The organism is Pseudomonas sp. EA_65y_Pfl1_P113 (assembly GCF_963970525.1).
Classification (GTDB): Bacteria; Pseudomonadota; Gammaproteobacteria; order Pseudomonadales; family Pseudomonadaceae; genus Aquipseudomonas; species Aquipseudomonas tritici.
In genome coordinates this window covers 13,707-38,339 of the sequence record NZ_CAXAQM010000012.1, presented here as the reverse complement: position 1 = coordinate 38,339, position 24,633 = coordinate 13,707, and the positions used below count along the sequence as shown (strand labels likewise).

Below are 24,633 nucleotides of genomic sequence, written 5' to 3'. Positions count from 1 at the left end.
ACAAATAAGCCAATGCCGTCTTGCTTGCCACGACGAAGGGCGCAATGCTTGAACACTTCCCCAACCTTGAGAATCCCGATGAAATACTGGGTGTGCGCCCTGTTATCGGTGGCGGCAGGAACTGCCTGCGCCCAAGCGCCGAGTCTGCTGGCCAACTGCACGCGCAGCGCCAACCTGCTGGCCTGCGTCGACCCATTGGGTAACGCCTACAGCGTAGCGACAGTCGGCAGCACCACGTACTTGCGCGGGTACGAGGTGATCGGCAAACGCTATTGGGCTCAGACCAACAGCCGTTACGGGCAACTGACGTTCTTTACCGGGCTGGCATCGGACGGTGAGGCATGGGTCGGCTACACGCGGCGCGTGGGCTGGACCACCCTCAACCGGTTTTCCAGTTCGGGCGGCGCCAGCGCCAAATTCACCTGCAGCCGCATGACCGGCTGTTAGACCTGACCGTTCTTCTGCTCCTGCACCCACGCCATGTAGCTGTTCATCGGTGGGTTCTTCTGGAAATACTTTTTCAGGCCTTCAAACAGCCCCTCCGCAACCGCCTGTTGGTGGCGCACGGTAACCAGGCGCGCACTGTCCCGTGCATTGGAGATAAACCCGGTTTCCACCAGGACCGACGGCACGTCCGGTGACTTGAGCACCGCAAACCCAGCCTGTTCCACGCGCTTCTGATGCAGGCTGGTGATGCCTTCCAAGCTGCCCAAAATCGAACTGCCCAGCTGCAAGCTGGAGGCGATCGTGGCATTCATCGACATGTCCAGAATCACCCCAGCCAGCATGGGGTCCTTGTCCTTCAGGTTCAGCAGGCGGGTGGCCCCGAGCAAATCTGCGCCGTTTTCTCGTTGCGCCATGAATCGCGCCGTGGCTGAAGTGGCGCCACCTTCGGATAGGGCATACACCGACGCGCCTGACGCGGTGATCCGCGGCGCCGCATCCGCATGCACTGAGATGAACATATCGGCATTGTGCTTGTGGGCGATTTCCACGCGCTTGCGCAGCGGTACGAAGAAGTCGTCGTTGCGCACCAACTTCACGTCAAAGCCCTTTTCACGCTTCAAACGTTTGGCCAACAACTGGGCAATGGACAGCACCACGTCTTTCTCGCGCTGGCCTTTGGAGCCGACGGCGCCTGGGTCCTTGCCACCGTGGCCGGGGTCGACCACCACGATGATGTCGCGCTTGGGGTGCGCCTTATCCACTAACGGCGCAGGTTCGGCGGCGATTTGTCGAGGCGCCTGGGTGGCGCTGGTCAGGTCCAGTACCAGGCGATGGCCCTGGCCGTCCTGGGGTGGCAATAGAAAGCTGTTGAGCTGCATCGGCGACGCCAGGTCCAGCACGATGCGCGTATCGCTTTTGCCGAAATGCCCGGAGCGGATTGAGGTGATCCCGCTGTCCTTCAACGCCAACTGAGTGAAATCACCACTGAGCCCGGCGCCGCTCAGGTCGATGATCAAACGCTCCGGTGCGCTCAGGGTAAACGTCTTGTATTGCACCGGGCCGCTGAGGTCGAACACCAGCCGAAGCTTGTCGTCCGAGCGCCACAAGCGGGCGTTGCGTATCTGCGTGGCGTGGGCCGTAAACGGCAGAGTGAAAAGAGGGCTGGCCAAGAGCAGGTTCAAGAGCTGACGTCTGTGCATACGAATACCGCAAATAAAGGAGCGTCCCTACTCGACATGACTGAAAAAAGGCAGGAGCAGAAAAATCATCGTCGACTCAATAGTTATAATATAACATGTCTTTTTATTTCCAACGATGGACCTGCTCATGAATGCGCTGACTCTGCCGGATATCGCCGCGCAGGCTTCACGCCAAGCCTTGCCACTCGATTGGGTGGGCATGTGCGGCATCGCGTTGCCGATCCTGATCAACGGCCAGCACCTGACGGCCACCGCCGACGCTGGCGTGAGCCTGGACGATGGCAGCGCCCGTGGCATTCATATGTCACGCCTGTACCTGGCGCTGGAAATGCTCGACCAGCAGTCCCTTACGCCCGCACATCTGCGTAATGTACTGCAGCGATTTCTCGACAGTCATGAAGGTTTATCTAAGAACGCCTACCTGCGTATCCACACGGATTTGCTGCTGAAACGCGCCGCCTTGGTCAGCCCCTTGGCCGGATGGAAGCGCTACCCGATCAGTATCGAAGCGCGTCTTGAAAACCAGATGTTCCACGTGGAACTAAAAATTGACGTTATTTATTCCTCAACCTGCCCCTGCTCTGCTGCCCTCGCCAGGCAATTGATTCAGCAGCAATTTGTCGAAGACTTCGGCAACACCCCGTTGCGGCACGACGACGTGTTGAGCTGGCTAGGCAGCGCCAACGGCATCGTCGCCACGCCCCACAGTCAGCGCAGCAATGCGCAATTGCATGTCCAACTGCAAGGCGAGCAATTACCTATTACAGAGTTAATCGATAAGGTCGAAGCCGCCCTCGGCACCGCCGTACAAACCGCTGTAAAACGTGCGGACGAACAAGCCTTCGCCCTGGCCAATGGGCAGAACCTGATGTTCTGCGAAGACGCCGCCCGCCGCGTGAACCTCGCCTTGAAACGCTCGGATGCCGTCAAAGCCTTCCACCTGAAAGTGATCCACGCCGAAAGCCTGCACGCGCACGATGCCGTGGCTGAAAGCCGCTGGACGAGAAACCCTGCATGATCACCTGCACCGCTTTGCGCTGGGGCGCCCCAGGCCAACCGCTGACACCCGCCATAAACCTCACCCTGGAAAAAGGCAGCCTAACCGGCATCATCGGGGCCAACGGCACCGGTAAAAGCAGCCTGCTCAAGGTCATCGCCGGCCTGCAAAAACCTCTGGCGGGCAAAGTCAGCGTGGACGTTCCACGCCGTGGCGGCCTGTCGTTCCTACCCCAGCAGCAACAACTCGACCGCCAATTCCCCATCAGCCTTCAAGAATTGGTCGCCGCCGGTTTCTGGGGCACTCAACTCTCCCCGCCACAACGTAGCCAGCGCCTTGAGGCGGTATTGCAAGACTGGTGCCTCAGCGGCCTGGAGCACCGCCCGTTGATGGCCTTGTCCGGGGGCGAATTGCAGCGCGCCCTGCTCGCCCGTATGAGCCTGGCCGAATCGCCCGTGTTGTTGCTCGACGAGCCTCACGCCGCCCTCGACGAAGAAGGCCAGGCGCTGTGCTGGAAACACATCCACGCCTGGCAAGCGCAAGGCCGCACGCTGATCGTCGTCTGCCATGACCTTGCGTCCGTGCGCCAGCACACCCAGCAAGTGGTGCAAATCAAAAGCACCGGCTGCGTGTTTGGCCCGAGCAAAGAGCTGATCCGCCCGCAACCTCAGATGCAGGTGGCCTGATGCATTTCGCCGCCCACCTGTGGATGCCCTTCGTCGACTTCGTCTTCATGCGTCGCGCCTTGATTGGCGGCCTGGTACTCGCCTGCAGCACCGCACCGTTGGGCGTGTTTTTGATCCTGCGGCGCATGAGCCTGATCGGTGACGCCGTCGCCCACGGCATTCTGCCCGGCGCCGCGCTGGGTTTCTGGTTTGCCGGGCTCAGCCTGCCCGCCTTGACCATCGGTGGCCTCGGTGCAGGCCTTAGCATGGCTGGCCTGTCCGCCTGGATCACACGTCGCACAGGCCTGCGCGAAGACGCCAGCCTCGCTGCCATCTACCCCATCTCGCTCGCCACCGGCGTGCTGATCCTCGGCATCGCCGGCAAGCGCCTGGACCTGCTGCACCTGCTGTTCGGCTCCGCCTTGGCCGTGGACCAAACCACCCTCACTGGCATGCTCTGGGTCACGGGTTTCAGCCTGATCGCCATGGCTGTGATCTATAAGCCGCTGCTGCTGGACACCCTCGACCCACTGTTCCTGCAAACCGTCAGTCGCCTCGGCCCACTGGCTCACGGGCTGTTCCTGACCCTGGTGGTGCTGAACCTCGTGATCGGCTTCCAGGCCATCGGCGCCTTGATGGTGGTGGGCCTGATGATGTTGCCGGCCATCGCTTCACGTTTCTGGAGCCGGCGCCTGCCCGTGTTGATCGCAGTATCGGCAGTGCTGGGATGCGTGTCGGTGTGGCTGGGTTTGTTGCTGTCGTTCTACTACTCGTTACCCAGCGGCCCGGCCATCGTGCTGGTGGCGGGTGCAGGGTATCTGCTGTCCGTTGTCTTCGGTCCGGTGCACGGCTTGCTGCGCCGCCCGCCCTTGCTGTCATCCCAATGAGGTGTTTCCCGATGCGCGCTCTACTCGTGCTGTTCAGTCTCGTCTTGTCCTTATCGACGGCTCAGGCCGCAGACAAGCTTCAGGTGGTCACCAGCTTCAGCATCCTCGATGACATCACTCACCAGATCGGTGGCGATCACATCCAGATCAGCAATATGGTCGGCCCCGACGCCGACGCCCATACCTACGAGCCAACGCCGGACGATGCCAAAGCGCTGCTCAAGGCCAGAGTCATCATCAAGAACGGCCTCGGCTTCGAGCCTTGGCTGGACCGCCTGGTAACCAGCACCGAAACCAAAGCCACCGTGGTCACTGCCAGCAAAGGCGTGATCTCCCACACCATGGATGAAGACGGCGAAACCATTCCCGACCCACACGCCTGGCATAACCTGGCCAATGCCGAAATCTACGTGAACAACATCACCAAGGCGCTGATCGCTGCCGACCCCGTCAACAAGGCCGACTATCAGCGCAACAGCCAAACCTACCTGAAAGAAATCCACCGCCTGCTCGCCGAGGCCAAGACCAAGTTCGGCGCGCTGCCACCCGGCAACCGCCGCATCGTCACCTCCCACGACGCCTTCGGTTACCTGGGCCAGGCTTACGGTATCGAGTTCCTCGCCCCCCAAGGCCTGTCCACCGAACGTGAGCCGTCCGCTGCCGAAGTGGCTGCGCTGATCACTCAGATCCGCAAAGACAAAGTCAAAGCCGTGTTCATGGAAAACATCAAGGATTCGCGCCTGCTCAAGCAGATCGCTGATGAAAGCGGCGCGCAGATCGGCGGCACGTTGTACTCCGACGCCCTCGCCGCGGAAGGCCCGGCCAGCACCTTCACAGGACTGTTCGAATACAACCTCAACACCCTGTGCGCCGCGTTGGGCAAGCCATGATCCGCAAGAACCCGTCGGGCGATCTGCCCGTGATTGCCGAATCCGCCTACGTCGACAAAACTGCGATCATCTGCGGCAAAGTCATCATTGGCGAGAACGTCTTCGTCGGCCCCTACGCCGTGATCCGTGCCGACGAAGTCGACGCCAGCGGCACCATGGACCCGATCACCATCGGTGCCAACTCCAACATCCAGGACGGCGTGGTCATCCATTCCAAGTCCGGCGCGGCGGTGACGATCGGAGAATTTACTTCCATCGCCCACCGCTCCATCGTCCACGGCCCGTGCAGCGTTGGCGACCGCGTGTTCATCGGTTTCAACAGCGTGCTGTTCAACTGCGCCTTGGGTGACGGCTGCGTGGTGCGCCACAACTCGGTGGTCGACGGGCGCGACTTGCCCGCCGCGTTCTACGTGCCCTCCACCACCCGCATCGGACCCAATACCGACCTGTCGCAATTCCCGCCGGTGAGCGTCAGTGCCTCGGAGTTCTCCGAAGACGTGGCACGCACCAATGTCGATCTGGTGCGCGGCTACAAAGCCCTGCAAAACGAGTTCTGAACCATGAGCCGCCTGCTGCTCCGCAACGCCCGCCTGGTGAATGAAGGCGAGGCATTCGACGCCGATGTATGGGTTGCCAATGGTCGCATCGAGAAGATCGCCAGCAGCATCGAAGGCTGCAACGCGACCGTGGCCATCGACGCACAAGGCCAATGGCTGCTGCCCGGCATGATTGATGACCAAGTGCACTTTCGCGACCCCGGGGCACCGGACAAAGGCAGTTTCTACAGTGAATCCCGCGCCGCGGTGGCCGGTGGCATCACCAGCTTCATGGACATGCCCAACACCCATCCGGCCACCCTGAACCTGGAAGCCCTGGCCGATAAAAAACGCCGCGCCGCACTGCACTCGGTGGCCAACTATGGCTTTCACTTCGGCGTGAGCAACGACAACCTCGACACCGTCGCCGCGCTCGACCCGCGGGAGGTGGCCGGGGTCAAAGTGTTCATGGGCGCCTCGACCGGCAACATGTTGGTGGACGATCCACGCATCCTGGAACGCCTGTTCGCCGAAGTGCCGACCATTCTGTTGGCCCATTGCGAGCACACGCCGAGCATCCAGGCCAACGAACTGCGCCTGCACGAACGCTTCGGCGAGCACATCCCAGCCGTGGCGCACCCGCTGATCCGCGATGCCGAGGCGTGCTATCGTTCCTCATCTTTTGCGGTGGAACTGGCCAAGCGTTATGGCACCCGCCTGCACGTATTGCATCTGACCAGCGCCCGCGAGTTGGCGCTATTCGAAGACAAGCCTCTGGCCGAAAAACGCATCACCGCCGAAGTCTGCCTGCATCACCTGCTGTTCGATGACCGCGACTATCACCGCCTCGGCCACCAGATCAAATGCAACCCGGCGATCAAGACCCGCGCCGACCGCGATGCCTTGCGCTTGGCCTTGTTGAGCAACCGGCTGGATGTGATCGGCAGCGACCACGCGCCGCATACCTGGGCGCAAAAACAGATGGGGTATCGCGAAGCGCCGTCAGGGCTGCCGTTGGTGCAGCACGCGTTGCCGGCATTACTGGAGTTGGTGGCGGACGGGCTGCTGCCCATCACCACCCTGGTAGCGAAGACCAGCCACCGCGTCGCCGACCTGTTTGCCATCCCGGACCGGGGTTATTTACGCGAAGGCTATTGGGCCGACCTGGTACTGATCAAACCCGAGCCCGAGGGAAAGCCCGTCAGCAGCCAGCCGATCCTGGCCCGCTGCGGTTGGACGCCCTTCGCCGAACGCAGCTTTCGCCACAGCGTCAGCACCACCCTGGTATCCGGCCACCTGGCCTGGCACAACGGCCAAGTGGTCGATAGCTGTCAGGGTTTACCCCTGCATTTTCTGCGTTAAGCGCGAGGCTTGACTGTACCGCAATCGTTACCCAACCACTGGGCATGGCTGTCCAGGCTGCCCTTCTGCTGGATCCCAGTGGCGTTGAAGGTGCCGTTGACGGTGGTGGTGAATTCCTTCTGGCTCTGGAACGTCGCCACGCCCGTGCCCTGGGCTTTCGGGCAACTGAAGCGGAATTTCCACTGGTTGCCGGTCTTGTCGGTCACTTCCTGTTTGCAGCCCGATTGCGGGTCGGTCAGGGGGATGGAATCGGAGGCGACCTGTGCCGGTGTAAGGCACACCTGCACACCTTTGCCGGCCATGTTGATGCCTTGTTTTTCGAGCATGGCACGCTGTTCGGGGGTCATCTGTTGCTTGAGTTGACCGAGGATCAGCGACAAGTCCGGCAGGTCCTGGTTATCGACTTTCATATTGCTGGTGGTCAATTCCCACAAGCCCGGCGCCAGCATCTGCGCCTGCGCTGCCACGGGCAGCGACAAACCAACAACCATGGCCAAACCTAGCAGACGAGCATTCATCGGGTAACTCCTGGGCAATTGTGGGCGTTAGACGCCGCAAAAGCGCCAGTGTTGCACGGCAAATAAAATAGCGACATTCGTGACCAGACATGGTCTGTTAGGCACTGGATTGCCTGGAGTACCGTCGTCCATGGATTTCTTTGGCCCGCACCTGCTTGCCTACTTCATTGCCACGCTGCACTTTCTCGGGACCCTCGCCGCGATTCATGCGGTGCTGACCGTCAGGACCGCCCAAGGCTCAATCGCCTGGGCCTTGTCGCTGATGTTCATGCCTTACCTCACGCTGATCCCCTACCTGATCTTTGGTCGCAGCACGTTCGATGCTTACATCCAGGCGCGTCGCCAGGCCAACCAGGAAATGCACAAGGCAATCACCGCACTGAACTGGCGCCCGTGGGTCGAGGAGGCCCTTGCTGCGCGTCACTCCAGCGCCTACGCCTCGCTGCGCGCCATGCCCAAGCTGGGCCGCATGCCGTGCCTGGCCAACAATGAGGTACGTCTGCTGGTGAACGGCGACGCGACCTTCAGCGCGATTTTTGAAGCCATCCGAAGCGCGAAAACCGCCGTGCTGTTCCAGTTTTTCATTATTCATGACGACGAACTGGGCCGCCAATTGCACATCTTGTTGAAGGAAAAAGCCGCTCAAGGCGTAGCCATTTACGTGCTGTACGACCGTATCGGCAGCCACGCCCTGCCTCATCGCTATGTGCATTCACTGCGTGAAGCCGGCGTGCATATCAAAGCATTCGCTACGCGCAGCGGCTGGCTCAACCGCTTCCAAGTCAACTTCCGTAACCATCGCAAGATCGTGGTGGTGGACGGCATCACCGGGTTTATCGGCGGGCATAACGTCGGCGATGAGTACCTGGGCAAAAAACCGCCGCTGGCGCCGTGGCGCGATACGCATGTGCAGGTCACCGGCCCGGTGGTGGCGTGCTTGCAGGAGTCGTTTGCCGAAGACTGGTTCTGGGCCGCGCGGGAACTTCCGCCATTGATTCTGCCGGACGCCTACCCCGAGGATGGCGTGCTTTGCCAATTGCTCGCCAGCGGCCCCGCCGACCCTTACGAAACCTGCTCACTGTTTTTCGTAGAAGCCATTCATGCAGCCACCCAACGCGTGTGGATCACCAGCCCGTATTTTGTGCCCGATGAGGCGGTATTCGCCGCCCTGCGCTTGGCGGTTCTGCGTGGTGTAGATGTGCGCCTGTTGCTGCCGTCACGGCCCGATCACCGCATCGTTTACGCCGCGTCCAGCCTTTATGCGTTCGAAGCCGTGCGCGCCGGGGTGCGCGTATTCCGCTACACGCCAGGTTTTCTGCATCAGAAGGTGGTGCTGGTGGACAGCGAAATCAGCGCCATCGGCAGCGCCAACATGGACAACCGCTCGTTCCGGCTAAATTTCGAAGTGATGCTGCTGACGGTCGACGAAGCGTTCGCTAAACAAGTCGAGCACATGCTGCTGGACGATTTCGCGCTGGCCCATGAGGTCAGCCAGGAAGAAAGCCGCGAGACACGCCGTCTTCAACAACTGGGCATGCGGGTCGCGCGGCTGATCTCACCCATCCTCTAAAGGCCAACACATTTGGATCGCTAACGTCCCGGTAGATCAGCGATAGACATCTTCCCGCGTCCACGGCAGTTCGTGACTGCCATCAGCATGGGGTTTCACCGCCAGAATCTGGTGCAGGTTGATCCAGCCTCGCGCAAACGCATACGCGCAACCCGCCAGGTACAACCGCCAAATGCGCAGCACTTGCTCCGGCACCCTTTTCGCCGCTGCCTCCAAGTTGTCTTCCAGGCGCTCGCTCCAATGGTCCAGCGTGCGGGCGTAGTGCAGGCGCAGGCTTTCGACGTCGACCACTTCCAGCCCGACTTCACTGATTTCGGCGGTCATCATCGCCAGGTGCGGCAGTTCGCCGTTGGGGAACACATAACGCTCGATAAACTCCCCCGCGCCGCGGCCCACAGGGCGACCGTCGGTGTGCTTGGCGGTAATGCCGTGGTTCATCACCAGGCCGCCTTCACGCACGGCGCCGTACAACGTCTTGCAGTACTCCGCCAGATTGGCGTGGCCGACGTGTTCAAACATGCCCACGCTGACCACCTTGTCGAAACGACCGTCTTGCGGCAGGTCGCGGTAGTCGAGCAGTTGCAGGTCCACCTGATCGTCCAGGCCCTCGGCTTTCACCCGCTCGCGGGCCAGTGCCAACTGCTCTTTACTCAAGGAGATGCCGAACACCTTGACCCCGAACTCCCGCGCGGCAAAACGCGCCAGGCCGCCCCAGCCACAACCGACGTCCAGCAAGTACTCGCCGGCCTGCAACCGCAATTTGCGGCACAAGTGGCGAAATTTGTCTTGTTGAGCCTGGTCGATGGATTCGCTGCCGGTTTCGAAATACCCGCAGGAGTACGCCATGTCCTGGTCCAGCCAAAGCTGGTAGAACGCGTTGGACAGGTCGTAATGGTAGGAAATAGCGGCTGCGTCAGTGGCCTTATCGTGAATCGAGCGCACCGGACGGGGTTCATCGTCGTGCACCAGCGCGTGACTCAGTTCATCACACACCCGGATCACTTCGCCAATAGAGCCTTCCAGCTCCAGCTTGCCTTCGATAAAGGCTTCGCCCAATGAGTTGAGCGTGGGATGGGTCAATTGGCTGACAACCGCGGGGTCCTTCACCACGATGGTCACGCTGGGCTCGGGGCCCAAGTTGAATTCATGGCCATCCCAGAGTCGCAGACGCAGCGGTAGCTGAAGATTCTGTAAGGCCGGTGGAAGTTGCGCGAGCATGAGTAGTCCCCCCGTGTTTCAGACGTCTGGCTTGAGGGTAGACCATCCGAAGACAAAGTAGGAGGCTATCGATTTGATAGCGCTCGCCTATAAGGCCCGGCGCTCGAGCAAGCCGTCCTGAACCCATTGTTTAAGCCACGTGATGGCCTGCAACGGTGCACCCTCTGCGTAACTGACTGCCAACGCTGCGCACAGTTCGGCGAAGTTCCAGCCAGTGGTCGCCATTCCCGCCAAGGCACAGGCTTCTTCGGGTTCCAAGCTACGGTAATGGCAAATATTCTGATGGCGCCACACCAGGCAGATCTGTGGCGGGCTCAACGGCTGGCTGTCGGGGAAATCCGACTCGTCCTTGCTGGCGCGCCAGATCGCTACGCTATTGAAATGACACAGCACCTGCTGCACCGATGGCGCCAGCGTGATCTGCAGCACCGGCCATTCTTCAGGTGGCAACAACGCCATATCGTTCAGCGTCAGCCGTTCGCCCTGCGGTGCATCAAAGGCCAGGGTAAACGCCCACTCCAACCGCGCCAGTTCCGCCAGCGGCGCACTTTGCTCCGCCACCAAATGCTCAAGGATAAACGCCGGGAAACGCTGACCCAGCCAGCGCAGGCTGTAATGGGCCGATGGGTAACGGCGCACATAGGCCTGGGTCAGCGAGGCGAATTCATCATCGCCCAACCAATAATGGATAGCGCGGAAATCATGCCGCAAAACTTCCTGCAGCCGCGCGATATAGGCGTTGTGGTAAATCGCCAGGCCCGTCTCTACATCCAGCGTCGGCCCGCCCATCAAGGTCGCGGCGAAGCCACTGCTGGCGTTCGGTGTGTCGGCTAACAGGTGCTGTTCGAAGGCCAACTGCCAATCGGTCAGGCGCATAAATGCCTCCTGGCCAGGGCCTTAGCGCCCAACTCACGGGCCTTGCTCAATTCGATGAGCAGCTCTTCAAAGGGTGGGAAATGGTCGTCGCGCTCCAGTAGCGTCGACACAGGCCCCAGGTGTTCAAGCGTTTGTTGATAAAGCGCCCACACCGGGTCACACACAGGATGGTCATGGGTGTCGACCACGTAGTCGCCGTAGTCCATATGCCCCGCCAGGTGCAGCTGGCGGATACTCCCAGGTGGCAGGTTGCGAATAAACGTCCAAGCGTCGAAGCCATGATTGCGCGAGCTGACATACACATTGTTGACGTCCAGCAACAACTGGCACCCCGACAAGTGAGCCAACGCGTTGAGGAATTCCCACTCGGTGAATTCGTCGGCTTTGGAGCGCACATAACTGGAGACATTTTCTAGCACCAGAGGGCGTTGCAACACGTCCTGCACTTGGCGCACGCGGGCAGCTACGTGGTAGAGGCTTTCTTCGGTGTAAGGCAGCGGCAGCAGGTCATGCAACTGGTGGGCGCTGCCGCGGCTCCAGCACAGGTGATCGGAAATCCATGCCGGCTGGATGCGCTCGGCGAGCTGTTTGATTTGCTTCAGGTAATCGGTATCGAGGGCATGGGGCCCGCCGATGGACAAGGACACGCCGTGCATCACCAGGGGATAGCGCTCGGCTATCGCATCCAGGTAGTACAAGGCTTTACCGCCCTGGACCAGATAATTCTCGGAGATCACTTCAAACCAATCCACGGGCGGCGATTGTTCAAGGATCTGCGGGTAGTACTCACTGCGTAAACCCAGGCCGTAACCGAGGCTCGCAAGGGGGGTAGGCATAAGACACTCCTGGGAGAGTGTCCGCAGCGGACGGTAAACCGCTGCGGTAGCACTCGGCTGCGATTACTCGCCGACTTTGCCGCCAGCGGCGTCACAGGCTGCCTTGGTCATGGCCTTGAAACCGTGACCCTTGCAGACAGCCTGCCCTTTGCAGGCATTTTCAGCGGTTTTGCAGTCGTTCATGCCTTTGCAGGAAGTTACGCCGTAGCAATGAACAGTAGCGTCGGCGGCCTGTGCCTGAGTGGCGACACCGGCAAACATAGTGGCGGCAGCGAGAGCCAGGGCAGCACCGGAAACGGCATTTTTGATGTTCATTTTGAAGTCCTCAAGGGTCAGTGTGGGTGTCGGTCTGAACGGATTGTTCAGTCTCGACACACCACTAGAGCGAGGTCCCCCGTCGGCGTTACAACACCTCTCAACTATTTCTGAACATTATTCCTCAAGCTTCAACAGTGGCTCCTGAAATCGCAACAGTCGCCCGGCATTGCCCAGTACCAGCAAGGTGCTGAGGTTATGCAGCACCGCCGCAATCATCGCGCCCGCCGCACCCAACCAACCGAACGCCGCAAACACGACGATGGCCAAGGTCCAGCCCAAGCCGATGATCACATTGACCTGCAACGTCTGCCGGCACTGGCGACTCAAGCGCACACAAGTACCCAGACGCCGCAGGTCGCTGCCGATCAGCACCACGTCCGCCGACGCCAAGGCGATATCCGCGCCGCCCGCGCCCATGGCCACGCCGACCACACCGGCCTTGAGCGCCAGGGAATCATTGATGCCGTCGCCCACCACCATCGGGCGAAAACCGCTGCCGATTTCCCCTAGCACGCGGTTGAGCTTGTCTTCCGGCAGGGCCTGGGCTTCGACGTCGCTGATGCCCACCTCCAGCGCGAGGCTGTCGGCCACGCTTTGACGATCGCCCGTGAGCAGCAGTTGCCGACCGAGGCCGAGCTCGCGCAGCTCTTGCAGGGCTTGGCGTGCTTCCGGTTTGACACTGTCGGCCAGCAGCAGCCAGGCGAGAAAGTGCCCGTTCAGCGCCAGCCCGGCGATCGGGCCATCGTGGTTCGGCACCGCCGTAGTGACAATGCCCAGTTGCTCGAATAACTCTGGCCGGCCCAAGGCCGCTTCGCCCTGCTGGGTTTGCGCCACGATGCCCAGCCCCTGGCGTTCGCGAATGTCCGTCAACACTTGCATCTGTTCCTGCGTCGCCAACCCCGCCAACGCCCGGCTGACCGGGTGGCTGCTGGCCGAGCCCAGGCTGGCCGCCAGGTTCAACATCACCTGCCGATCCGGCGCCGTGGTTTCGATGGATTGCAGACGCAAGGTGCCAAAGGTCAGGGTGCCGGTCTTGTCGACCACCAGTGAAGTCAGGTCCGCCAACTCCTCCAGAAACGCCGAGCTGCGAATCAGAATCCCATGCCGCGCCGCCACCGCAATTCCCGCAATCGCCGTGGCCGGCGCCGACAGCACCAGCGCACAGGGACATGCCGCCACCAGCACGGCGAGCATCGCCTGGGCGTCATTGGTCACAAACCAGGTCACCGCCGCCAGCAACAACACCAGCACCATATAGCTGCCGGCATAGCGCTCAAGCAGCCGCGTAATCGGTGGCTTGGAACGCTCGGCGTTCTGCATCAGCGCGATGACTTTGCCTAAGGTGGATTCGTTACCGGTGCGGGTCACCTCAATACGTAACAAGCCGTCGAGGTTGATCGCGCCGCCAAACACCAGCACCCCTGCGCTGGCTTCCAACGGTACCGACTCACCGGTAATCGGCGCCGTGTCCAGGCTCGCCTGGCCCGACAGCACCACGCCATCGGCGGGCACCCGATCACCGGCGCGCACTTCGACGATATCGCCAGTGTTCAGCGTGCCGTTATCCACTTCAACAATGCTGCCGTCAGCCTGCACCCGCCGCGCATGGCTGCGGGTGAGTTTGCCGAGGGCATGGATCGCTTCCTGTGAGCCGATCACGCTGCGTTCTTCCAGCACGTGGCCGAAAATCATGATGATCGGCAGCAGCGCGGCGGTCAGCAGATCCCCCGTAGCCCAAGCACCGAGCATGGCCAGGGCGATCAGTTGGTCGGTGATGCCATGCAGGCTGGGGAAGCGCAGGCTGTACCAGGCCGAACGCATCACGGGAACGGCCACCAGCAAGGACGCCACGCCCAGCAGCAACTGGCTCACACCGGTCTGGTCCGGCGCCAGCCAGCGCCATACCAGGCCCAGTATCAGCAAGCCCAAGGCCAACATGGCCAGGGTCAATTGCCGGGCGGCACTGCGCTGCTCGGCGGAGGTCAGCATGGGTGCGCTCATTGTTCGGCTCCCTGGATGATCAAGCGGGAGTCGTCTTGTGGATCGACCGTGGTCACGGAACCGGCCTGGCCAAGAATCTTCGGCAGACGTTCACGGTACAGGCGCAACAACAGGCCCGGGTCTTTCACCTGGGCCAGGCTGGCGACGGTTGCGGTTTGCGCCTGAGCATTGGCCAGGCGTTCGCTGGCCTGGGCGTGGGCAACTTGCACCAGGCGATCAGCTTGTTGGGTTGCATTTTGGGTGAGTTTTTCAGCTTCGGTGCGAGCGTTGGCTACGGCCTTATCGGCTTGTTGACTGGCGGTGAGGACGGCATTGAAGGCATTCACTGCCGGGCCAGGCAGGCTCGATTGCACATCGACGCGGGTCACTGCGATGCCCAATCCCAAGCCTGTGGAAGCCAACTCCGTGAGGCGTTTATTGATGCCTTGCACCAGATCGCCGCGCAACCGCTCACGGCGTTCGGCAGCGCCGTTGTCGGTGCCGATCAATTCAGGACGCGCCACCAAAATCGTGTCCAGGTCACGCGCTGCCGTCAGGGCCACGGCGCTGCGGGTCACCAGTCGATCCAACGCCGGCAGCACATGGTCGCCCTGCAACACAAAGGCGTAAGGTTCAGTGACTTTGTAGAACACCCGCACATCCAGCTGCACCACACCGGCATCGCCGGTCAGCAGGTAGCCGGAGCCGGCCAGCGCATCACTGAGCGGCGTGGCAAAACTGGCCACGCGGTCGGCCTGGGTCGCCGCGTCGGAACGCAGCAAGTTGTCCACACGCCGCTCGATCACTCGGTCGGCTGCGGGCAATAGCACCACCTGCTCGAACGGCTGCGGCCACGCCAACAACAACCCGGCATTCTGGATGCGGTCAAGGGCGCCGAAGTGCAGTACCACGGCGCGGTTCTGCGGGTCGATCTGGCGCACATTGGAAAACGCCCAGGCCAACGCCGCCAACACGGTCACCGCGTACAGCGCCAGAAAGGTCAGGCGCCCGGCCTGGATCCATGGGCTGTCCGGGCTGTCACGCTCGGTCATGGCTGAACGTCCTTCGGCCCGTCCACCAAGGCGCGGAACGGCGCCGCATCGGTGCGCAGGATGATCTTGGTCCCCGGCGTGACCACGGTGCCCAAGGTATCCAGCGAGCGCAGCAGGTTATACAACTGGGGATTACCGGCGTACGCGCGACCATAGATCTGCGCTGCTTGGACCCGCGATTGCGCTTCGATATCGGCGGCTTTCACCGTGGCGTCGGCCTGGAGGATGCGCGCATCGCGCTCGGCGGCAGAACGGATCTGCGCTGCCTCACGCTTGCCCACGGCGGTGCGTTCGGTGGCGATGGTTTCACGCTCGGCGCGCATGCGGTCGACCGTGGCGGTGAGGGTCACCGACGGCAAGGTCAGCCGCTCGATCCCCACTTGGGCCACGCGCACGCCGTAAGTGGTGAGTAATTGTTGATCAATCTGCTGGCGCAACTGCGCTTCGAAATCGGCGATGCGCACCTGGCTGGCATCGGTGTTGATCAGGCTGGACAAGTCGAAACTGGCCGCCGTGGTTTCCAGTGCCGACCCCACAAAGGTACGGATCTGCCGCGCCGCTTCATCCGGCTGGTTCTGCACGGCGCGCATGAAGCGCTGCACATTCTCCGCGTCGCCCTGCACCTGCCACGCCACATAGGCCTGCACGATGATGCGCAGGCCATCACGGGTGCCCACATCCTGCAAACCGCTGGAGGTGGTGCGCAGGCGCAAGTCCACCGGGATCGCCGCTTCGAACGGCGCCGGCCAGCGCCAGCCAAGGCCCGGTTCCAGCAGCACCCGCGATGGGTTGCCGAAACGGGTAATCACCGTGGCCTCGCCGGAGCGCACCTGCACAAGGCTGGCGGCCGCGACTGCAAACAGCACCAGCAACAGCGCCCAGGCCATGCGCCGCCATGGGAATGGGCCGGCGGCTTGCTCGTCACCGTGATGATGGTGGTGATGGCCGTGATGATGATCGTGAGAATGAGCGCTCAACAGACAGACTCCTTATTGAACGGCTTTACGCGGCACCGAGGGATCGGCCGGCAAGGTAAAAGAACGCAGATCGATCGTCGGCGCGCCATCGGCGCCCAAGCGATGATCCAGAATCAGCAGCTTGGCGTGAGCCAGGCCTTGGCTGAGTTGGCCCAGATACTGTTCCAGCACGAAGGCCTGACCAGCCGTGGCGTAGGCCTTTTGTTCGGCGATAAAACGCAGGTCGGCCGCTTGGGCGCCCGCATTCACTTCGCGTGCAGTGGCCTGGGCTTGGTCGCGCGCGGTGCTGGCCTGGAGCAAGGCCTGGTTGGTTTGTTCGCTGGCCGCGCCGCGTTCGCGAGAGATCAACGCTTGAGCGCCAATTTGTGCGGCTTGCACGCCGTGATAGGCGTTGGCGGCACCGGCCGGCGGGTGGATCGCCTCGACCACGGTGGCGAGGATTTCCACGCCGCTGTCGAGCTTTTGCAGGTCCGCCTGCACCGCGCGGCCGATCTCGTCGGCCAGGCTGGTGCGTTGTTCGCCGAGCAGTTCATCGAGGGTGCGCGAGGCAAAGTCATGCACCAGGATGCGGCTGGCGGTGCTGCGGATCAGGGTCGGCACATCCGCACTGTTATAGGTGGCGGCAAGCGCGGCCTGGTCGGTGAGGCCGATGCGGTAGACAAACCGCACGTCCATATTGACGATCTGGAAGCTCTGTTTGTCGCCGCTGCTGCTGGCAATCACTTGGGATTTGTCATTTACATGGCTGGCATCCCACAAGCGGTTGGCGATCAGCGGCGGTGGGCCTTCGGCGGGGGAGAGTTCCGGGGCGGCGGCGTCACTGACGCTGGTGGCCAGCTCATGCACCACACCATTTTCCACGCTTATTACGCGGCCCAACGGCCATGGCAAACCTGTATGCAGGCCAGGGCCGAAGACCTGCACCGGTTTGCCAAAACGCTCATAAATCCCACGCCCTTGCAGCGGAACTTCATGCACGCCGGTCAGCGCCAAGCCTACCGCCAGCACCACCAACAGCACCGGCAGAAACGCCCGACGCATGTAGGTAAACGCCCAGATCTGGCGCAAATCGATACCGAAGCGGTTGTGCAACTCGTGCTGCAACGCGAGCAAGGGTTGCGGCGGCCAACGCAGCAGCCCAGCGATAAAACTCTGCGCCATCAGGCGGGGTTCGAGGCGTGGCTGACGCGGGCTAAACAGTGACAGCACCGCTCTTAAAAGAAACTCCAGCGAGACCAGCGCCGGCAGCAGGCCGATCAACACGGCCAACCTAAGGGGCCAGACGGAATTCGCCCCTGCGAACAGCAGGCAAATCGCACTGATCACCAGGCAAATAATCGCCACTCGGCTTAACTGTGCCAGTTGCGAGGCTTCCGGCCACTGCGCAGCGGTTTCCTGGGCCAGACGACGTTCGAACACCAGCAGGCCAAACGCCAAGGCCAGCGCCAGCGCCGCACCGACGCTTGCTGATTGACCGACGGGAGCGGCGGGCAAGGCCAGGTTCCAGAACTCAAGAATGCTGACCAGCGCGAGCAACGACCAACCGCCAAGCCACAGCACCGGCGCGCCGATCTGCTTGCCAAAACGCTCCGCAAGGCGCGCGTACCGGCCGATGTCTTCAACCGGTTCTTCAACCGCAGGCGCTTCCAACGCCTGGGCACGCCAATCCGCCACCCACCACGCCGATTGCAAACCGGCCACCAGCAGCAGCAACGCCGACGTGCCATTGATCAACACCACCGGCCAAATCGACAGCGGCGCGAACAGCGCGACAAACAGCGCCAGCACCCAGCCGGCAACGGCCAGCACCGTCAGGCTGATACCGGCTTGGCGCAATCGACGGGCATGGAAGAGCCCTTGTTGAAACCGCGGGAGGCCCTCCACCGAAGCGCCTTCAGCTTCCAGATCCACTTGCATCCACTCAACGCCTGAATGTACATAATTCGTTACGATATAACACGATGCGTGAAATTTTTGTTCGAAAAACAGCAGTTTCAGTGCCCCCCAACCCCCCTGTGGAAGCGGTGCTGTGTGGGAGCTGACTTGCCAACTGCCACACAGGGACATCGTTGTGTTCAAGATCGTGACTAACCCCCCATAAACACGCGCCATCACTGGTGCAGGCTGCGATTAATCGGCACACTCCAGACCAGTTTTTCGCGGGTCAATGGACAAGGAAGCGTTACCCCTTATGATTTCGATCTATCAGCTCAAGCCGCGCTTTCAAAACCTGTTGCGCCCTCTGGTGCAGCGCCTCTACGACAACGGCACCACCGCCAACCAGATCACCCTCCTGGCCGGCGTGATTTCGCTGCTGGTCGGCCTGTTGATCGCCAGCTTTGCCCAACACCTGTGGCTGTTTGCGCTGATCCCGCTGTGGATGATCCTGCGCATGGCCCTCAATGCCATCGACGGTATGCTCGCCCGCGAATTCGGCCAGCAGTCGCGCCTGGGCGCCTACCTCAATGAACTGTGCGACGTGATCGCCGACAGCGCGCTGATCCTGCCGTTTGCGTTGATCCCCGGCGTAAGCCTGGCGCCTGTGTTGCTGGTGGCGCTGCTGGCGGTGTTCAGCGAATACGCCGGAGTGCTTGGGCCGATGGTGGGCGCATCGCGCCGCTATGACGGGCCGATGGGCAAGAGCGATCGAGCGTTTGTATTGGGTGTGCTGGCCACCGGCGTGGCGCTGGGCTGGCTGGGCGCGGGTTGGGTCGATGCGGTGATGTGGCTGGTCGCCGCCCTGCTCGCCTACACCCTGGTCAACCGCGTGCGCCAAGGTCTTAACGAAACGACTTCCCCTTCTGCATAAGGATTTTGCGATGCGCGAACAGCAAGAGCACACCTTCAGTACCCACGATGGCGTCGAGCTTTTCTACCGGCACTGGCCGGCTACCGCTGCGTTTGGCGATGAGCCGCGCAAGGCGATCGTGCTGTTCCATCGCGGCCACGAGCATTCGGGGCGCATCGCCCATCTGGTGGATGAACTGGACCTGCCGGCATTCGACTTTTTCGCCTGGGATGCCCGTGGCCACGGCCATTCGCCCGGCGCGCGCGGTGACAGCCCGAGCTTTGCAACCAGCGCCCGCGATGTGCAGACGTTCTGCGATCACATCAGCGCCACCTATGGCATCGAAGAAGAAAACTTCGCCGTCATCGCCCAAAGCGTCGGCGCGGTGATTGCCGCGACCTGGGTGCACGATTACGCACCGAAGATCCGCGCCCTGGTGCTTGCCTCCCCGGCGTTCAAGGTCAAGCTCTACGTACCATTCGCCCGGCCGGGCCTGGCGCTGATGCGCAAGTTCCGTGGCAACTTTTTCGTCAACAGTTACGTCAAGGCCAAGTTCCTCAGCCATGACCCGGAACGCGTGGTGTCCTACGACAGTGACCCGCTGATCACCAAGGCCATTTCGGTGAATGTGCTGCTCGGCCTGTACGACGCGGCCGACCGGGTTGTAGCCGATGCCCAAGCGATCCAGGTGCCGACCCAATTGCTGATCTCGGGCTCCGACTTTGTGGTGCGCCGCAAACCCCAGCAGCAATTTTTCGATCGTCTAGGCAGCCTGAAAAAAGAGCTGCATATCCTTCCCGGTTTCTTTCACGACACCCTCGGCGAACGCGACCGCGCGACCGCCGTGAGCAGCGCCAAGCGCTTTATCCTGCAGAACTTCGAACACCCGCTGGACCGCGCCCCGTTGCTCGACGCCGACAAAATCGGCGCCACCTGCGCCGAGTCCGAATCCCTTGCCGCGCCGTTGCCGCGCAACTCCTTGCGCGACCTGTACTGGCGCATGACCCGCGCCAGCATGGGCCTGGGCAAAAACCTGTCGGATGGGGTGAAACTGGGTTTCGACACCGGCTTCGACTCTGGCAGCACCCTGGACTACGTGTACCGCAACACACCCACCGGCAAAGGTCGGCTGGGGCGGATGATCGACACCAATTACCTCAACTCCATCGGCTGGCGCGGCATTCGCCAGCGCAAGCTGAACGTCGAGGAACTGCTGCGCCTGGCCATGGCCAAGTTACGCGCGGATGATCGCGAAGTGCGCATTGTGGATATTGCCGCCGGTCATGGTCGCTACATCCTGGAAGCCTTGCAGGGCGTGTCGCCGCTGCCGGAGTCGATCCTGCTGCGCGACTACAGCGACATCAACGTGCACGACGGCGGCGCCTTGATTCGCGAGAAGGGCCTGGGGGATATCGCGCAGTTCGTCAAAGGCGATGCGTTTGATCGCCTCGACCTGGCCGCGCTGGATCCCAAGCCGACGCTGGCAGTGGTGTCCGGGCTGTATGAATTGTTTGCCGATAACGGCATGGTCGGCGGTTCGCTGGCCGGCCTGGCCGAAACCGTGGAGCCCGGCGGTTACCTGGTGTACACCGGCCAACCATGGCACCCGCAGTTGGAGCTGATTGCCCGTGCGCTGACCAGTCATCGCCAGGGCCAGGCCTGGGTCATGCGTCGGCGCAGCCAGGCGGAAATGGATCAGTTGGTCGAGGCTGCGGGCTTTCGCAAGATCACCCAGCGTGTGGATGAGTGGGGCATCTTTACCGTGTCACTGGCGCAGAAGATCTGAGCATGCGCGAACCCGGTTTATTGAAACCAGCGGTTTTATGGCTGCTGCTGTTGGCGCCGCTGTTCTTCAGCACCTACGGCTTTGCCACCTGGGTCACCAGCCAGCGCAGCGACGTCGGCACGCTGGTGTTCGGCTGGGAAACCCATATGCCGTTTTGGGCCTGGACCATCGTGCCCTACTGGTCCATCGACCTGCTGTATGGGTGCTCACTCCTGCTGCCCAGGACCCGCCACGAGTTGAAGCAACACGCGTTGCGGCTGCTGAGTGCGCAGGTGATTGCCGTGAGCAGCTTCCTGATCTGGCCGTTGCGCTTCACCTTCGAGCGGCCTGAACTGGATGGCGTATTCGGCTGGCTGTTTGCGGTGCTGTCCGGGTTCGACAAGCCGTTCAATCAGGCGCCCTCGCTGCATATCGCACTGCTGGTGATCCTGTGGGTCATGTTCCAGCGCCACACTCAAGGGTTCTGGCGGTGGGTGGTGCATGGCTGGTTCGCGTTGATCGGTATTTCGGTACTGACCACTTATCAACATCACTTTATCGACTTACCCACAGGCGCCCTCGCGGGGTGGATTTGCGTGTGGTTGTGGCCGATTGAACACCCGAGTCCATTGTTGAATGCCCGGCTGACGCGCGCCCCCAAACGCTGGCGGTTAGGCGTGCGTTACGGCGTGTGCGCTTTGCTGTTGGCGATGCTTGCCGTTGTACTGGGCGGTGGCTGGCTGTGGATACTCTGGCCGGCGGTTTCTCTCGCGTTGGTCAAAGCCAATTACTTGGTACTGGGCGCTTCGGGCTTTCAGAAACGCGCCGATGGCCAACTAACCCCTGCCGCGCGCTGGCTATACGCGCCCTATCTGGCAGCTGCCTGGATCAACTCACGGCTGTGGACACGCAAACATCCACAACCCGACCTCATTGTGGATAACGTCTGGCTTGGTCGTATTCCTACGACATGTGAGCAGGCGCCCTTCAAGGCCATCGTCGATCTCTGCGCAGAATTGCCGATTAATCCACAGGGACGCGCCTATCAGTCGATTCCAGTGCTGGACCTTGTCGCACCGACACCCGACGAATGCCGGCAAGCCGCACACGCCATCGAACGCTTGCGCGCCAGCGGCCCATTGCTGGTGTGCTGCGCCCTTGGCTATTCGCGCAGCGCAACCGCCGTCGCCGCCTGGCTTTTGTCTACCGGACGCGCCGCGACGGTAGAGAATGCGCTGACTATCATTCGTACAGCGCGGGCCGACGTGGTCCTGCACCCTGCTCACCGAGAAGCCTTGGAGGGTTTGTCCCATGCCCGTTGATATGGAACTTCAGGTCGTCGCCAGCCTGCTGCGTCGCGGCCGTTCGCTGGATCAGTTATCCACAGGCCTGACGCTGGTCGGCGTGTTATTCGGCTTGGCTCAACTGTTGATGGCGATTATTTCGCCGATTTGCCTGCTACTGAGCCTGTGGATGATTATTCTCGGGCTGCTGCAAAAGTACTGGGCGCTGCGTGTGGCGTTTGACGCTGACCTGTTCGCCCTGCTGGCGCGCGACATCGAGCGCACCGCCGACCTCGACCAGGCCCTGCAAACCCTCGGCCTGCAATCGCCCAAACGCGCTGGCCGGCCCTGGACCGAGCGCCGTCGCGGCGCACTCAAACTGCTGCGCAAACAAGCCTGGCTGCTCGGCGCGCAAGCGCTGCTGACCCTGGCCGTGATCCTCGCCAGCCCTTGGCTGCCTTTCGCCGGATAAGGAATCCTCATGTTCGAACCCATGGTCGCCACGCTGATTACCTCCATGGCCCGCACCGTCACTGGCGCCCGCAGCCTGTGGCTCGGTTGCGCGCCGGTGCCGGTGCAGCGCATCTACTTCGCCAACCACAGCAGCCACGGCGACTTCGTGTTGCTGTGGGCCTCGTTGCCCCAGAACCTGCGCAAATTCACACGCCCGGTGGCCGGCAGCGATTACTGGAATAAAAGCGCCTTGCGTCGCTACATCATCAACCGCGTGTTCAACGGCGTGCTGATCGACCGCGAACGCAAAGACCCTGTGGATAACCCATTACAGCCCATGCTCAATGCGCTGGAAGGCGGCGACTCGCTGATCATCTTCCCCGAAGGCACGCGCAATCTTGAGGATGGCCTGTTGCCGTTCAAAAGCGGCCTGTACCACCTGGCTAAAAGTTACCCACAGGCCGAACTGGTTCCTGTGTGGATCGCCAACCTCAACCGTGTCATGCCCAAAGGTCGCGTATTGCCGCTGCCATTGTTGTGCACCACCAGCTTCGGCGCACCGCTGCAACTGGAAGAAGGCGAAGACAAAGTCGCCTTCCTCGCCCGTACACGCGATGCTCTGCTCGCCCTTGCCCCGGAGCATTCCTGAGATGGATAGCCAAACCCTGATGTTGTTCGGCGGCATCGGCGCGATCCTGGTGCTCGCCTCGCTGATCGGCCTGATCCTCAAACTGCGTACCCGTGGCAACCCGAACGCGGTGATCGACAACCTCAACGCGCGCATCAACGCCTGGTGGGTGATGGTGGTGGTCATCGGTGTCGCCTTCTGGCTCGGCACCGGCGCGGTGATCCTGCTGTTCTATGCCGTATCGTTCTACGCCTTGCGCGAATTCCTCACGCTCACGCCCACCCGCCGCAGCGACTACCCGGCGCTGGTCGCCGCGTTCTACCTGGCGTTGCCACTGCAATACCTGCTGATTTACTCGGACTGGTATGGGTTGTTCTCGATCTTCATCCCGGTGTATGTGTTCCTGCTGCTGCCGATCCTCGCCTCGCTGGGCGGCGACAGCACGCACTTCCTTGAGCGCGCGTCGAAGGTGCAATGGGGCCTGATGATCGCGGTGTTCTGCGTCTCCTTCGTGCCCGCCTTGCTCACCCTCGATATCCCCGGCTACGAAGGCCGCAACCTGTTGTTGATCGCCTACCTGGTGATCGTGGTGCAACTGTCCGACGTGCTGCAGTACGTGTGCGGCAAGCTGTTCGGCAAACACAAGATCGCGCCTAACTTGTCACCGTCGAAAACAGTGGAAGGGTTTGTCGGCGGCATCCTCTTGTCATCCCTGATCGGTGCGGCACTGTGGTGGACCACGCCGTTCAATCCTTGGCAGTCGTTCCTGATTGCGCTGTTGATCAACCTGCTGGGGTTTGCCGGCGGCATTGTGATGTCGGCGATCAAGCGCGACCGGGGCGTGAAGGACTGGGGGCATATGATCGAAGGGCACGGCGGCATGTTGGATCGGCTGGATTCGGTGTGTTTTGCGGCGCCGATTTTCTTCCACCTCGTGCGCTACTGGTGGACCTGAGCCACCGACCTCAAGCCCTCTGAGCCCACACATGTGTTTTGTGTTGGTTTCAGAACCTTATTAACCCGGCAAATGCCCCAGCGGCAAAGCCCCTGGGGTTTTTACGGTCTGGATCGCGAAGTTGCTGCGGATATCTCTCACGCCCGGCAGCTTCAGCAGACTGCCAGTGACAAACCGCTCATACCCACGCAAATCCGGCACCACCACCTGCAGTAGAAAGTCCGATTCCAGGTAGGCTCGGCGGATTACTTATCCACAAGCCTCCACGGCCAAGTCAACGGCGTATTGGCGCAGCGCTCACCGGGCTCGACGCTCAAACCCTTTCTGTATGGGCTGGCGTTGGACCAAGGGGTGATCCACCCAATGAGTATCCTCAAGGATCAAACGAAACCTAAACGCCAATATCGATTACGGCCTTAAAGCACATCACACA

At 61.6% G+C, this 24,633-nt stretch carries 24 protein-coding genes and 2 pseudogenes; 15 read left to right on the top strand and 11 right to left on the bottom strand.

Annotation, left to right across the window (positions count from 1 at the left end; translation table 11 throughout):
• Positions 1-78 precede the first annotated feature (78 nt).
• Entirely contained in the window at positions 79-447 is a 369-nt protein-coding gene (locus AACY52_RS13410) for a glutamine synthetase (RefSeq protein ID WP_339427711.1), read from the top strand.
• Here the strand turns inward: AACY52_RS13410 and AACY52_RS13405 are convergent.
• Positions 444-1,646: an N-acetylmuramoyl-L-alanine amidase gene (locus AACY52_RS13405; RefSeq protein ID WP_339418610.1), complete on the bottom strand. Its 1,203-nt coding sequence runs from the start codon at positions 1,644-1,646 to the stop codon at positions 444-446. The genes AACY52_RS13410 and AACY52_RS13405 overlap by 4 nt on opposite strands.
• Positions 1,647-1,773: 127 nt before the next feature.
• Here AACY52_RS13405 and folE2 point away from each other — a divergent pair, with 127 nt between their 5' ends.
• From folE2 to AACY52_RS13375, 6 genes are read left to right on the top strand one after another with little or no spacing between them, the layout of a single operon-like run.
• The gene (gene folE2 / locus AACY52_RS13400) at positions 1,774-2,664 is read left to right on the top strand and encodes a GTP cyclohydrolase FolE2 (protein WP_339418608.1); all 891 of its coding nucleotides are present in this window, start codon (positions 1,774-1,776) and stop codon (positions 2,662-2,664) included.
• On the top strand, positions 2,661-3,329 hold the full coding sequence (locus tag AACY52_RS13395; protein WP_339418606.1) for an ATP-binding cassette domain-containing protein: 669 nt from the start codon (positions 2,661-2,663) through the stop codon (positions 3,327-3,329). The genes folE2 and AACY52_RS13395 overlap by 4 nt, the downstream gene beginning before the upstream one ends.
• Complete coding sequence (locus tag AACY52_RS13390; RefSeq protein ID WP_339418604.1) at positions 3,329-4,195, top strand: metal ABC transporter permease; 867 nt, start codon at positions 3,329-3,331, stop codon at positions 4,193-4,195. The genes AACY52_RS13395 and AACY52_RS13390 overlap by 1 nt, the downstream gene beginning before the upstream one ends.
• 11 nt (positions 4,196-4,206) lie before the next feature.
• On the top strand, positions 4,207-5,085 hold the full coding sequence (locus AACY52_RS13385; protein WP_339418603.1) for a metal ABC transporter substrate-binding protein: 879 nt from the start codon (positions 4,207-4,209) through the stop codon (positions 5,083-5,085).
• Positions 5,082-5,642: a DapH/DapD/GlmU-related protein gene (locus AACY52_RS13380; protein WP_339418602.1), complete on the top strand. Its 561-nt coding sequence runs from the start codon at positions 5,082-5,084 to the stop codon at positions 5,640-5,642. Before AACY52_RS13385 ends, AACY52_RS13380 begins: the two co-directional genes overlap by 4 nt.
• 3 nt (positions 5,643-5,645) lie before the next feature.
• The gene (locus AACY52_RS13375) at positions 5,646-6,983 is read left to right on the top strand and encodes a dihydroorotase (RefSeq protein WP_339560549.1); all 1,338 of its coding nucleotides are present in this window, start codon (positions 5,646-5,648) and stop codon (positions 6,981-6,983) included.
• On the opposite strand, the gene AACY52_RS13370 is transcribed toward AACY52_RS13375, so the two are convergent.
• The gene (locus AACY52_RS13370; protein WP_339418598.1) at positions 6,980-7,501 is read right to left on the bottom strand and encodes a DUF3617 domain-containing protein; all 522 of its coding nucleotides are present in this window, start codon (positions 7,499-7,501) and stop codon (positions 6,980-6,982) included. The genes AACY52_RS13375 and AACY52_RS13370 overlap by 4 nt on opposite strands.
• Before the next feature lie 130 nt (positions 7,502-7,631).
• Between AACY52_RS13370 and cls the strand changes: the two genes are divergently transcribed.
• Positions 7,632-9,071: a cardiolipin synthase gene (cls, locus tag AACY52_RS13365; RefSeq protein WP_339418596.1), complete on the top strand. Its 1,440-nt coding sequence runs from the start codon at positions 7,632-7,634 to the stop codon at positions 9,069-9,071.
• Between the two features lie 36 nt (positions 9,072-9,107).
• On the opposite strand, the gene cfaB is transcribed toward cls, so the two are convergent.
• The 8 genes from cfaB to AACY52_RS13325 form a co-directional block, all read right to left on the bottom strand.
• Positions 9,108-10,289, bottom strand: coding sequence for a C17 cyclopropane fatty acid synthase CfaB (gene cfaB, locus AACY52_RS13360; protein ID WP_339418595.1), 1,182 nt, complete (start codon positions 10,287-10,289; stop codon positions 9,108-9,110).
• 87 nt (positions 10,290-10,376) lie between these two features.
• Entirely contained in the window at positions 10,377-11,165 is a 789-nt protein-coding gene (locus AACY52_RS13355; RefSeq protein ID WP_339418594.1) for a DNA-binding domain-containing protein, read from the bottom strand.
• Positions 11,156-12,001: a DUF692 domain-containing protein gene (locus tag AACY52_RS13350; RefSeq protein WP_339418592.1), complete on the bottom strand. Its 846-nt coding sequence runs from the start codon at positions 11,999-12,001 to the stop codon at positions 11,156-11,158. The genes AACY52_RS13355 and AACY52_RS13350 overlap by 10 nt, the downstream gene beginning before the upstream one ends.
• A gap of 63 nt (positions 12,002-12,064) precedes the next feature.
• Positions 12,065-12,316: a hypothetical protein gene (locus tag AACY52_RS13345; protein WP_339418590.1), complete on the bottom strand. Its 252-nt coding sequence runs from the start codon at positions 12,314-12,316 to the stop codon at positions 12,065-12,067.
• 117 nt (positions 12,317-12,433) lie between these two features.
• On the bottom strand, positions 12,434-14,320 hold the full coding sequence (locus tag AACY52_RS13340) for a cation-translocating P-type ATPase (RefSeq protein ID WP_339560548.1): 1,887 nt from the start codon (positions 14,318-14,320) through the stop codon (positions 12,434-12,436).
• The gene (locus tag AACY52_RS13335; protein WP_339418587.1) at positions 14,317-15,351 is read right to left on the bottom strand and encodes a protease modulator HflK; all 1,035 of its coding nucleotides are present in this window, start codon (positions 15,349-15,351) and stop codon (positions 14,317-14,319) included. The genes AACY52_RS13340 and AACY52_RS13335 overlap by 4 nt, the downstream gene beginning before the upstream one ends.
• On the bottom strand, positions 15,348-16,328 hold the full coding sequence (locus AACY52_RS13330) for a protease modulator HflC (RefSeq protein WP_339418585.1): 981 nt from the start codon (positions 16,326-16,328) through the stop codon (positions 15,348-15,350). The genes AACY52_RS13335 and AACY52_RS13330 overlap by 4 nt, the downstream gene beginning before the upstream one ends.
• A gap of 12 nt (positions 16,329-16,340) precedes the next feature.
• Positions 16,341-18,245 carry a protease modulator HflK gene (locus tag AACY52_RS13325; protein ID WP_339494725.1) on the bottom strand — a complete coding sequence of 635 codons (1,905 nt, stop codon included), beginning with the start codon at positions 18,243-18,245 and terminating at the stop codon, positions 16,341-16,343.
• Positions 18,246-18,519: 274 nt separating this feature from the next.
• Here AACY52_RS13325 and AACY52_RS13320 point away from each other — a divergent pair, with 274 nt between their 5' ends.
• From AACY52_RS13320 to AACY52_RS13295, 6 genes are read left to right on the top strand one after another with little or no spacing between them, the layout of a single operon-like run.
• Positions 18,520-19,137, top strand: coding sequence for a CDP-alcohol phosphatidyltransferase family protein (locus AACY52_RS13320; RefSeq protein ID WP_339418583.1), 618 nt, complete (start codon positions 18,520-18,522; stop codon positions 19,135-19,137).
• A gap of 10 nt (positions 19,138-19,147) precedes the next feature.
• Positions 19,148-20,902: a bifunctional alpha/beta hydrolase/class I SAM-dependent methyltransferase gene (locus AACY52_RS13315; RefSeq protein ID WP_339560547.1), complete on the top strand. Its 1,755-nt coding sequence runs from the start codon at positions 19,148-19,150 to the stop codon at positions 20,900-20,902.
• A 2-nt stretch (positions 20,903-20,904) separates the two neighbouring features.
• Positions 20,905-22,203, top strand: a complete 1,299-nt coding sequence (locus AACY52_RS13310; RefSeq protein ID WP_339418581.1) for a phosphatase PAP2/dual specificity phosphatase family protein — start codon at positions 20,905-20,907, stop codon at positions 22,201-22,203.
• Entirely contained in the window at positions 22,193-22,636 is a 444-nt protein-coding gene (locus AACY52_RS13305; RefSeq protein ID WP_339418579.1) for a hypothetical protein, read from the top strand. Before AACY52_RS13310 ends, AACY52_RS13305 begins: the two co-directional genes overlap by 11 nt.
• Positions 22,637-22,645: 9 nt before the next feature.
• A complete protein-coding gene (locus AACY52_RS13300; RefSeq protein WP_339418578.1) occupies positions 22,646-23,266 on the top strand; it encodes a lysophospholipid acyltransferase family protein in 621 nt (206 codons plus the stop codon).
• Position 23,267: 1 nt separating this feature from the next.
• Positions 23,268-24,200 (top strand): phosphatidate cytidylyltransferase, encoded by a 933-nt coding sequence (locus AACY52_RS13295; RefSeq protein WP_065910146.1) that lies wholly within the window; start codon positions 23,268-23,270, stop codon positions 24,198-24,200.
• Positions 24,201-24,260: 60 nt separating this feature from the next.
• Here the strand turns inward: AACY52_RS13295 and AACY52_RS13290 are convergent.
• A pseudogene (locus tag AACY52_RS13290) lies at positions 24,261-24,428 on the bottom strand (Lrp/AsnC ligand binding domain-containing protein); the annotation flags it as partial.
• Between AACY52_RS13290 and AACY52_RS32240 the strand changes: the two are divergent.
• Positions 24,420-24,620: pseudogene (locus AACY52_RS32240) on the top strand (penicillin-binding transpeptidase domain-containing protein); the annotation flags it as partial. The pseudogenes AACY52_RS13290 and AACY52_RS32240 overlap by 9 nt on opposite strands.
• Positions 24,621-24,633: the final 13 nt, after the last annotated feature.

Excerpts from the sequence above, each read along its gene's own strand:
- AACY52_RS13295 (WP_065910146.1), top strand. The coding sequence starts at position 23,268 with ATGGATAGCCAAACCCTGATGTTGTTCGGCGGCATCGGCGCGATCCTG.
- cls (WP_339418596.1), top strand. The coding sequence starts at position 7,632 with ATGGATTTCTTTGGCCCGCACCTGCTTGCCTACTTCATTGCCACGCTG.
- AACY52_RS13325 (WP_339494725.1), bottom strand. The coding sequence starts at position 18,245 with ATGCAAGTGGATCTGGAAGCTGAAGGCGCTTCGGTGGAGGGCCTCCCG.
- AACY52_RS13350 (WP_339418592.1), bottom strand. The coding sequence starts at position 12,001 with ATGCCTACCCCCCTTGCGAGCCTCGGTTACGGCCTGGGTTTACGCAGT.
- AACY52_RS13370 (WP_339418598.1), bottom strand. The coding sequence starts at position 7,501 with ATGAATGCTCGTCTGCTAGGTTTGGCCATGGTTGTTGGTTTGTCGCTG.
- AACY52_RS13310 (WP_339418581.1), top strand. The coding sequence starts at position 20,905 with ATGCGCGAACCCGGTTTATTGAAACCAGCGGTTTTATGGCTGCTGCTG.
- AACY52_RS13385 (WP_339418603.1), top strand. The coding sequence starts at position 4,207 with ATGCGCGCTCTACTCGTGCTGTTCAGTCTCGTCTTGTCCTTATCGACG.
- AACY52_RS13315 (WP_339560547.1), top strand. The coding sequence starts at position 19,148 with ATGCGCGAACAGCAAGAGCACACCTTCAGTACCCACGATGGCGTCGAG.
- AACY52_RS13320 (WP_339418583.1), top strand. The coding sequence starts at position 18,520 with ATGATTTCGATCTATCAGCTCAAGCCGCGCTTTCAAAACCTGTTGCGC.
- AACY52_RS13375 (WP_339560549.1), top strand. The coding sequence starts at position 5,646 with ATGAGCCGCCTGCTGCTCCGCAACGCCCGCCTGGTGAATGAAGGCGAG.
- AACY52_RS13335 (WP_339418587.1), bottom strand. The coding sequence starts at position 15,351 with ATGACCGAGCGTGACAGCCCGGACAGCCCATGGATCCAGGCCGGGCGC.
- AACY52_RS13390 (WP_339418604.1), top strand. The coding sequence starts at position 3,329 with ATGCATTTCGCCGCCCACCTGTGGATGCCCTTCGTCGACTTCGTCTTC.
- AACY52_RS13305 (WP_339418579.1), top strand. The coding sequence starts at position 22,193 with ATGCCCGTTGATATGGAACTTCAGGTCGTCGCCAGCCTGCTGCGTCGC.
- AACY52_RS13405 (WP_339418610.1), bottom strand. The coding sequence starts at position 1,646 with ATGCACAGACGTCAGCTCTTGAACCTGCTCTTGGCCAGCCCTCTTTTC.
- AACY52_RS13300 (WP_339418578.1), top strand. The coding sequence starts at position 22,646 with ATGTTCGAACCCATGGTCGCCACGCTGATTACCTCCATGGCCCGCACC.
- folE2 (WP_339418608.1), top strand. The coding sequence starts at position 1,774 with ATGAATGCGCTGACTCTGCCGGATATCGCCGCGCAGGCTTCACGCCAA.
- AACY52_RS13355 (WP_339418594.1), bottom strand. The coding sequence starts at position 11,165 with ATGCGCCTGACCGATTGGCAGTTGGCCTTCGAACAGCACCTGTTAGCC.
- AACY52_RS13345 (WP_339418590.1), bottom strand. The coding sequence starts at position 12,316 with ATGAACATCAAAAATGCCGTTTCCGGTGCTGCCCTGGCTCTCGCTGCC.
- AACY52_RS13395 (WP_339418606.1), top strand. The coding sequence starts at position 2,661 with ATGATCACCTGCACCGCTTTGCGCTGGGGCGCCCCAGGCCAACCGCTG.
- AACY52_RS13380 (WP_339418602.1), top strand. The coding sequence starts at position 5,082 with ATGATCCGCAAGAACCCGTCGGGCGATCTGCCCGTGATTGCCGAATCC.
- cfaB (WP_339418595.1), bottom strand. The coding sequence starts at position 10,289 with ATGCTCGCGCAACTTCCACCGGCCTTACAGAATCTTCAGCTACCGCTG.
- AACY52_RS13410 (WP_339427711.1), top strand. The coding sequence starts at position 79 with ATGAAATACTGGGTGTGCGCCCTGTTATCGGTGGCGGCAGGAACTGCC.
- AACY52_RS13340 (WP_339560548.1), bottom strand. The coding sequence starts at position 14,320 with ATGAGCGCACCCATGCTGACCTCCGCCGAGCAGCGCAGTGCCGCCCGG.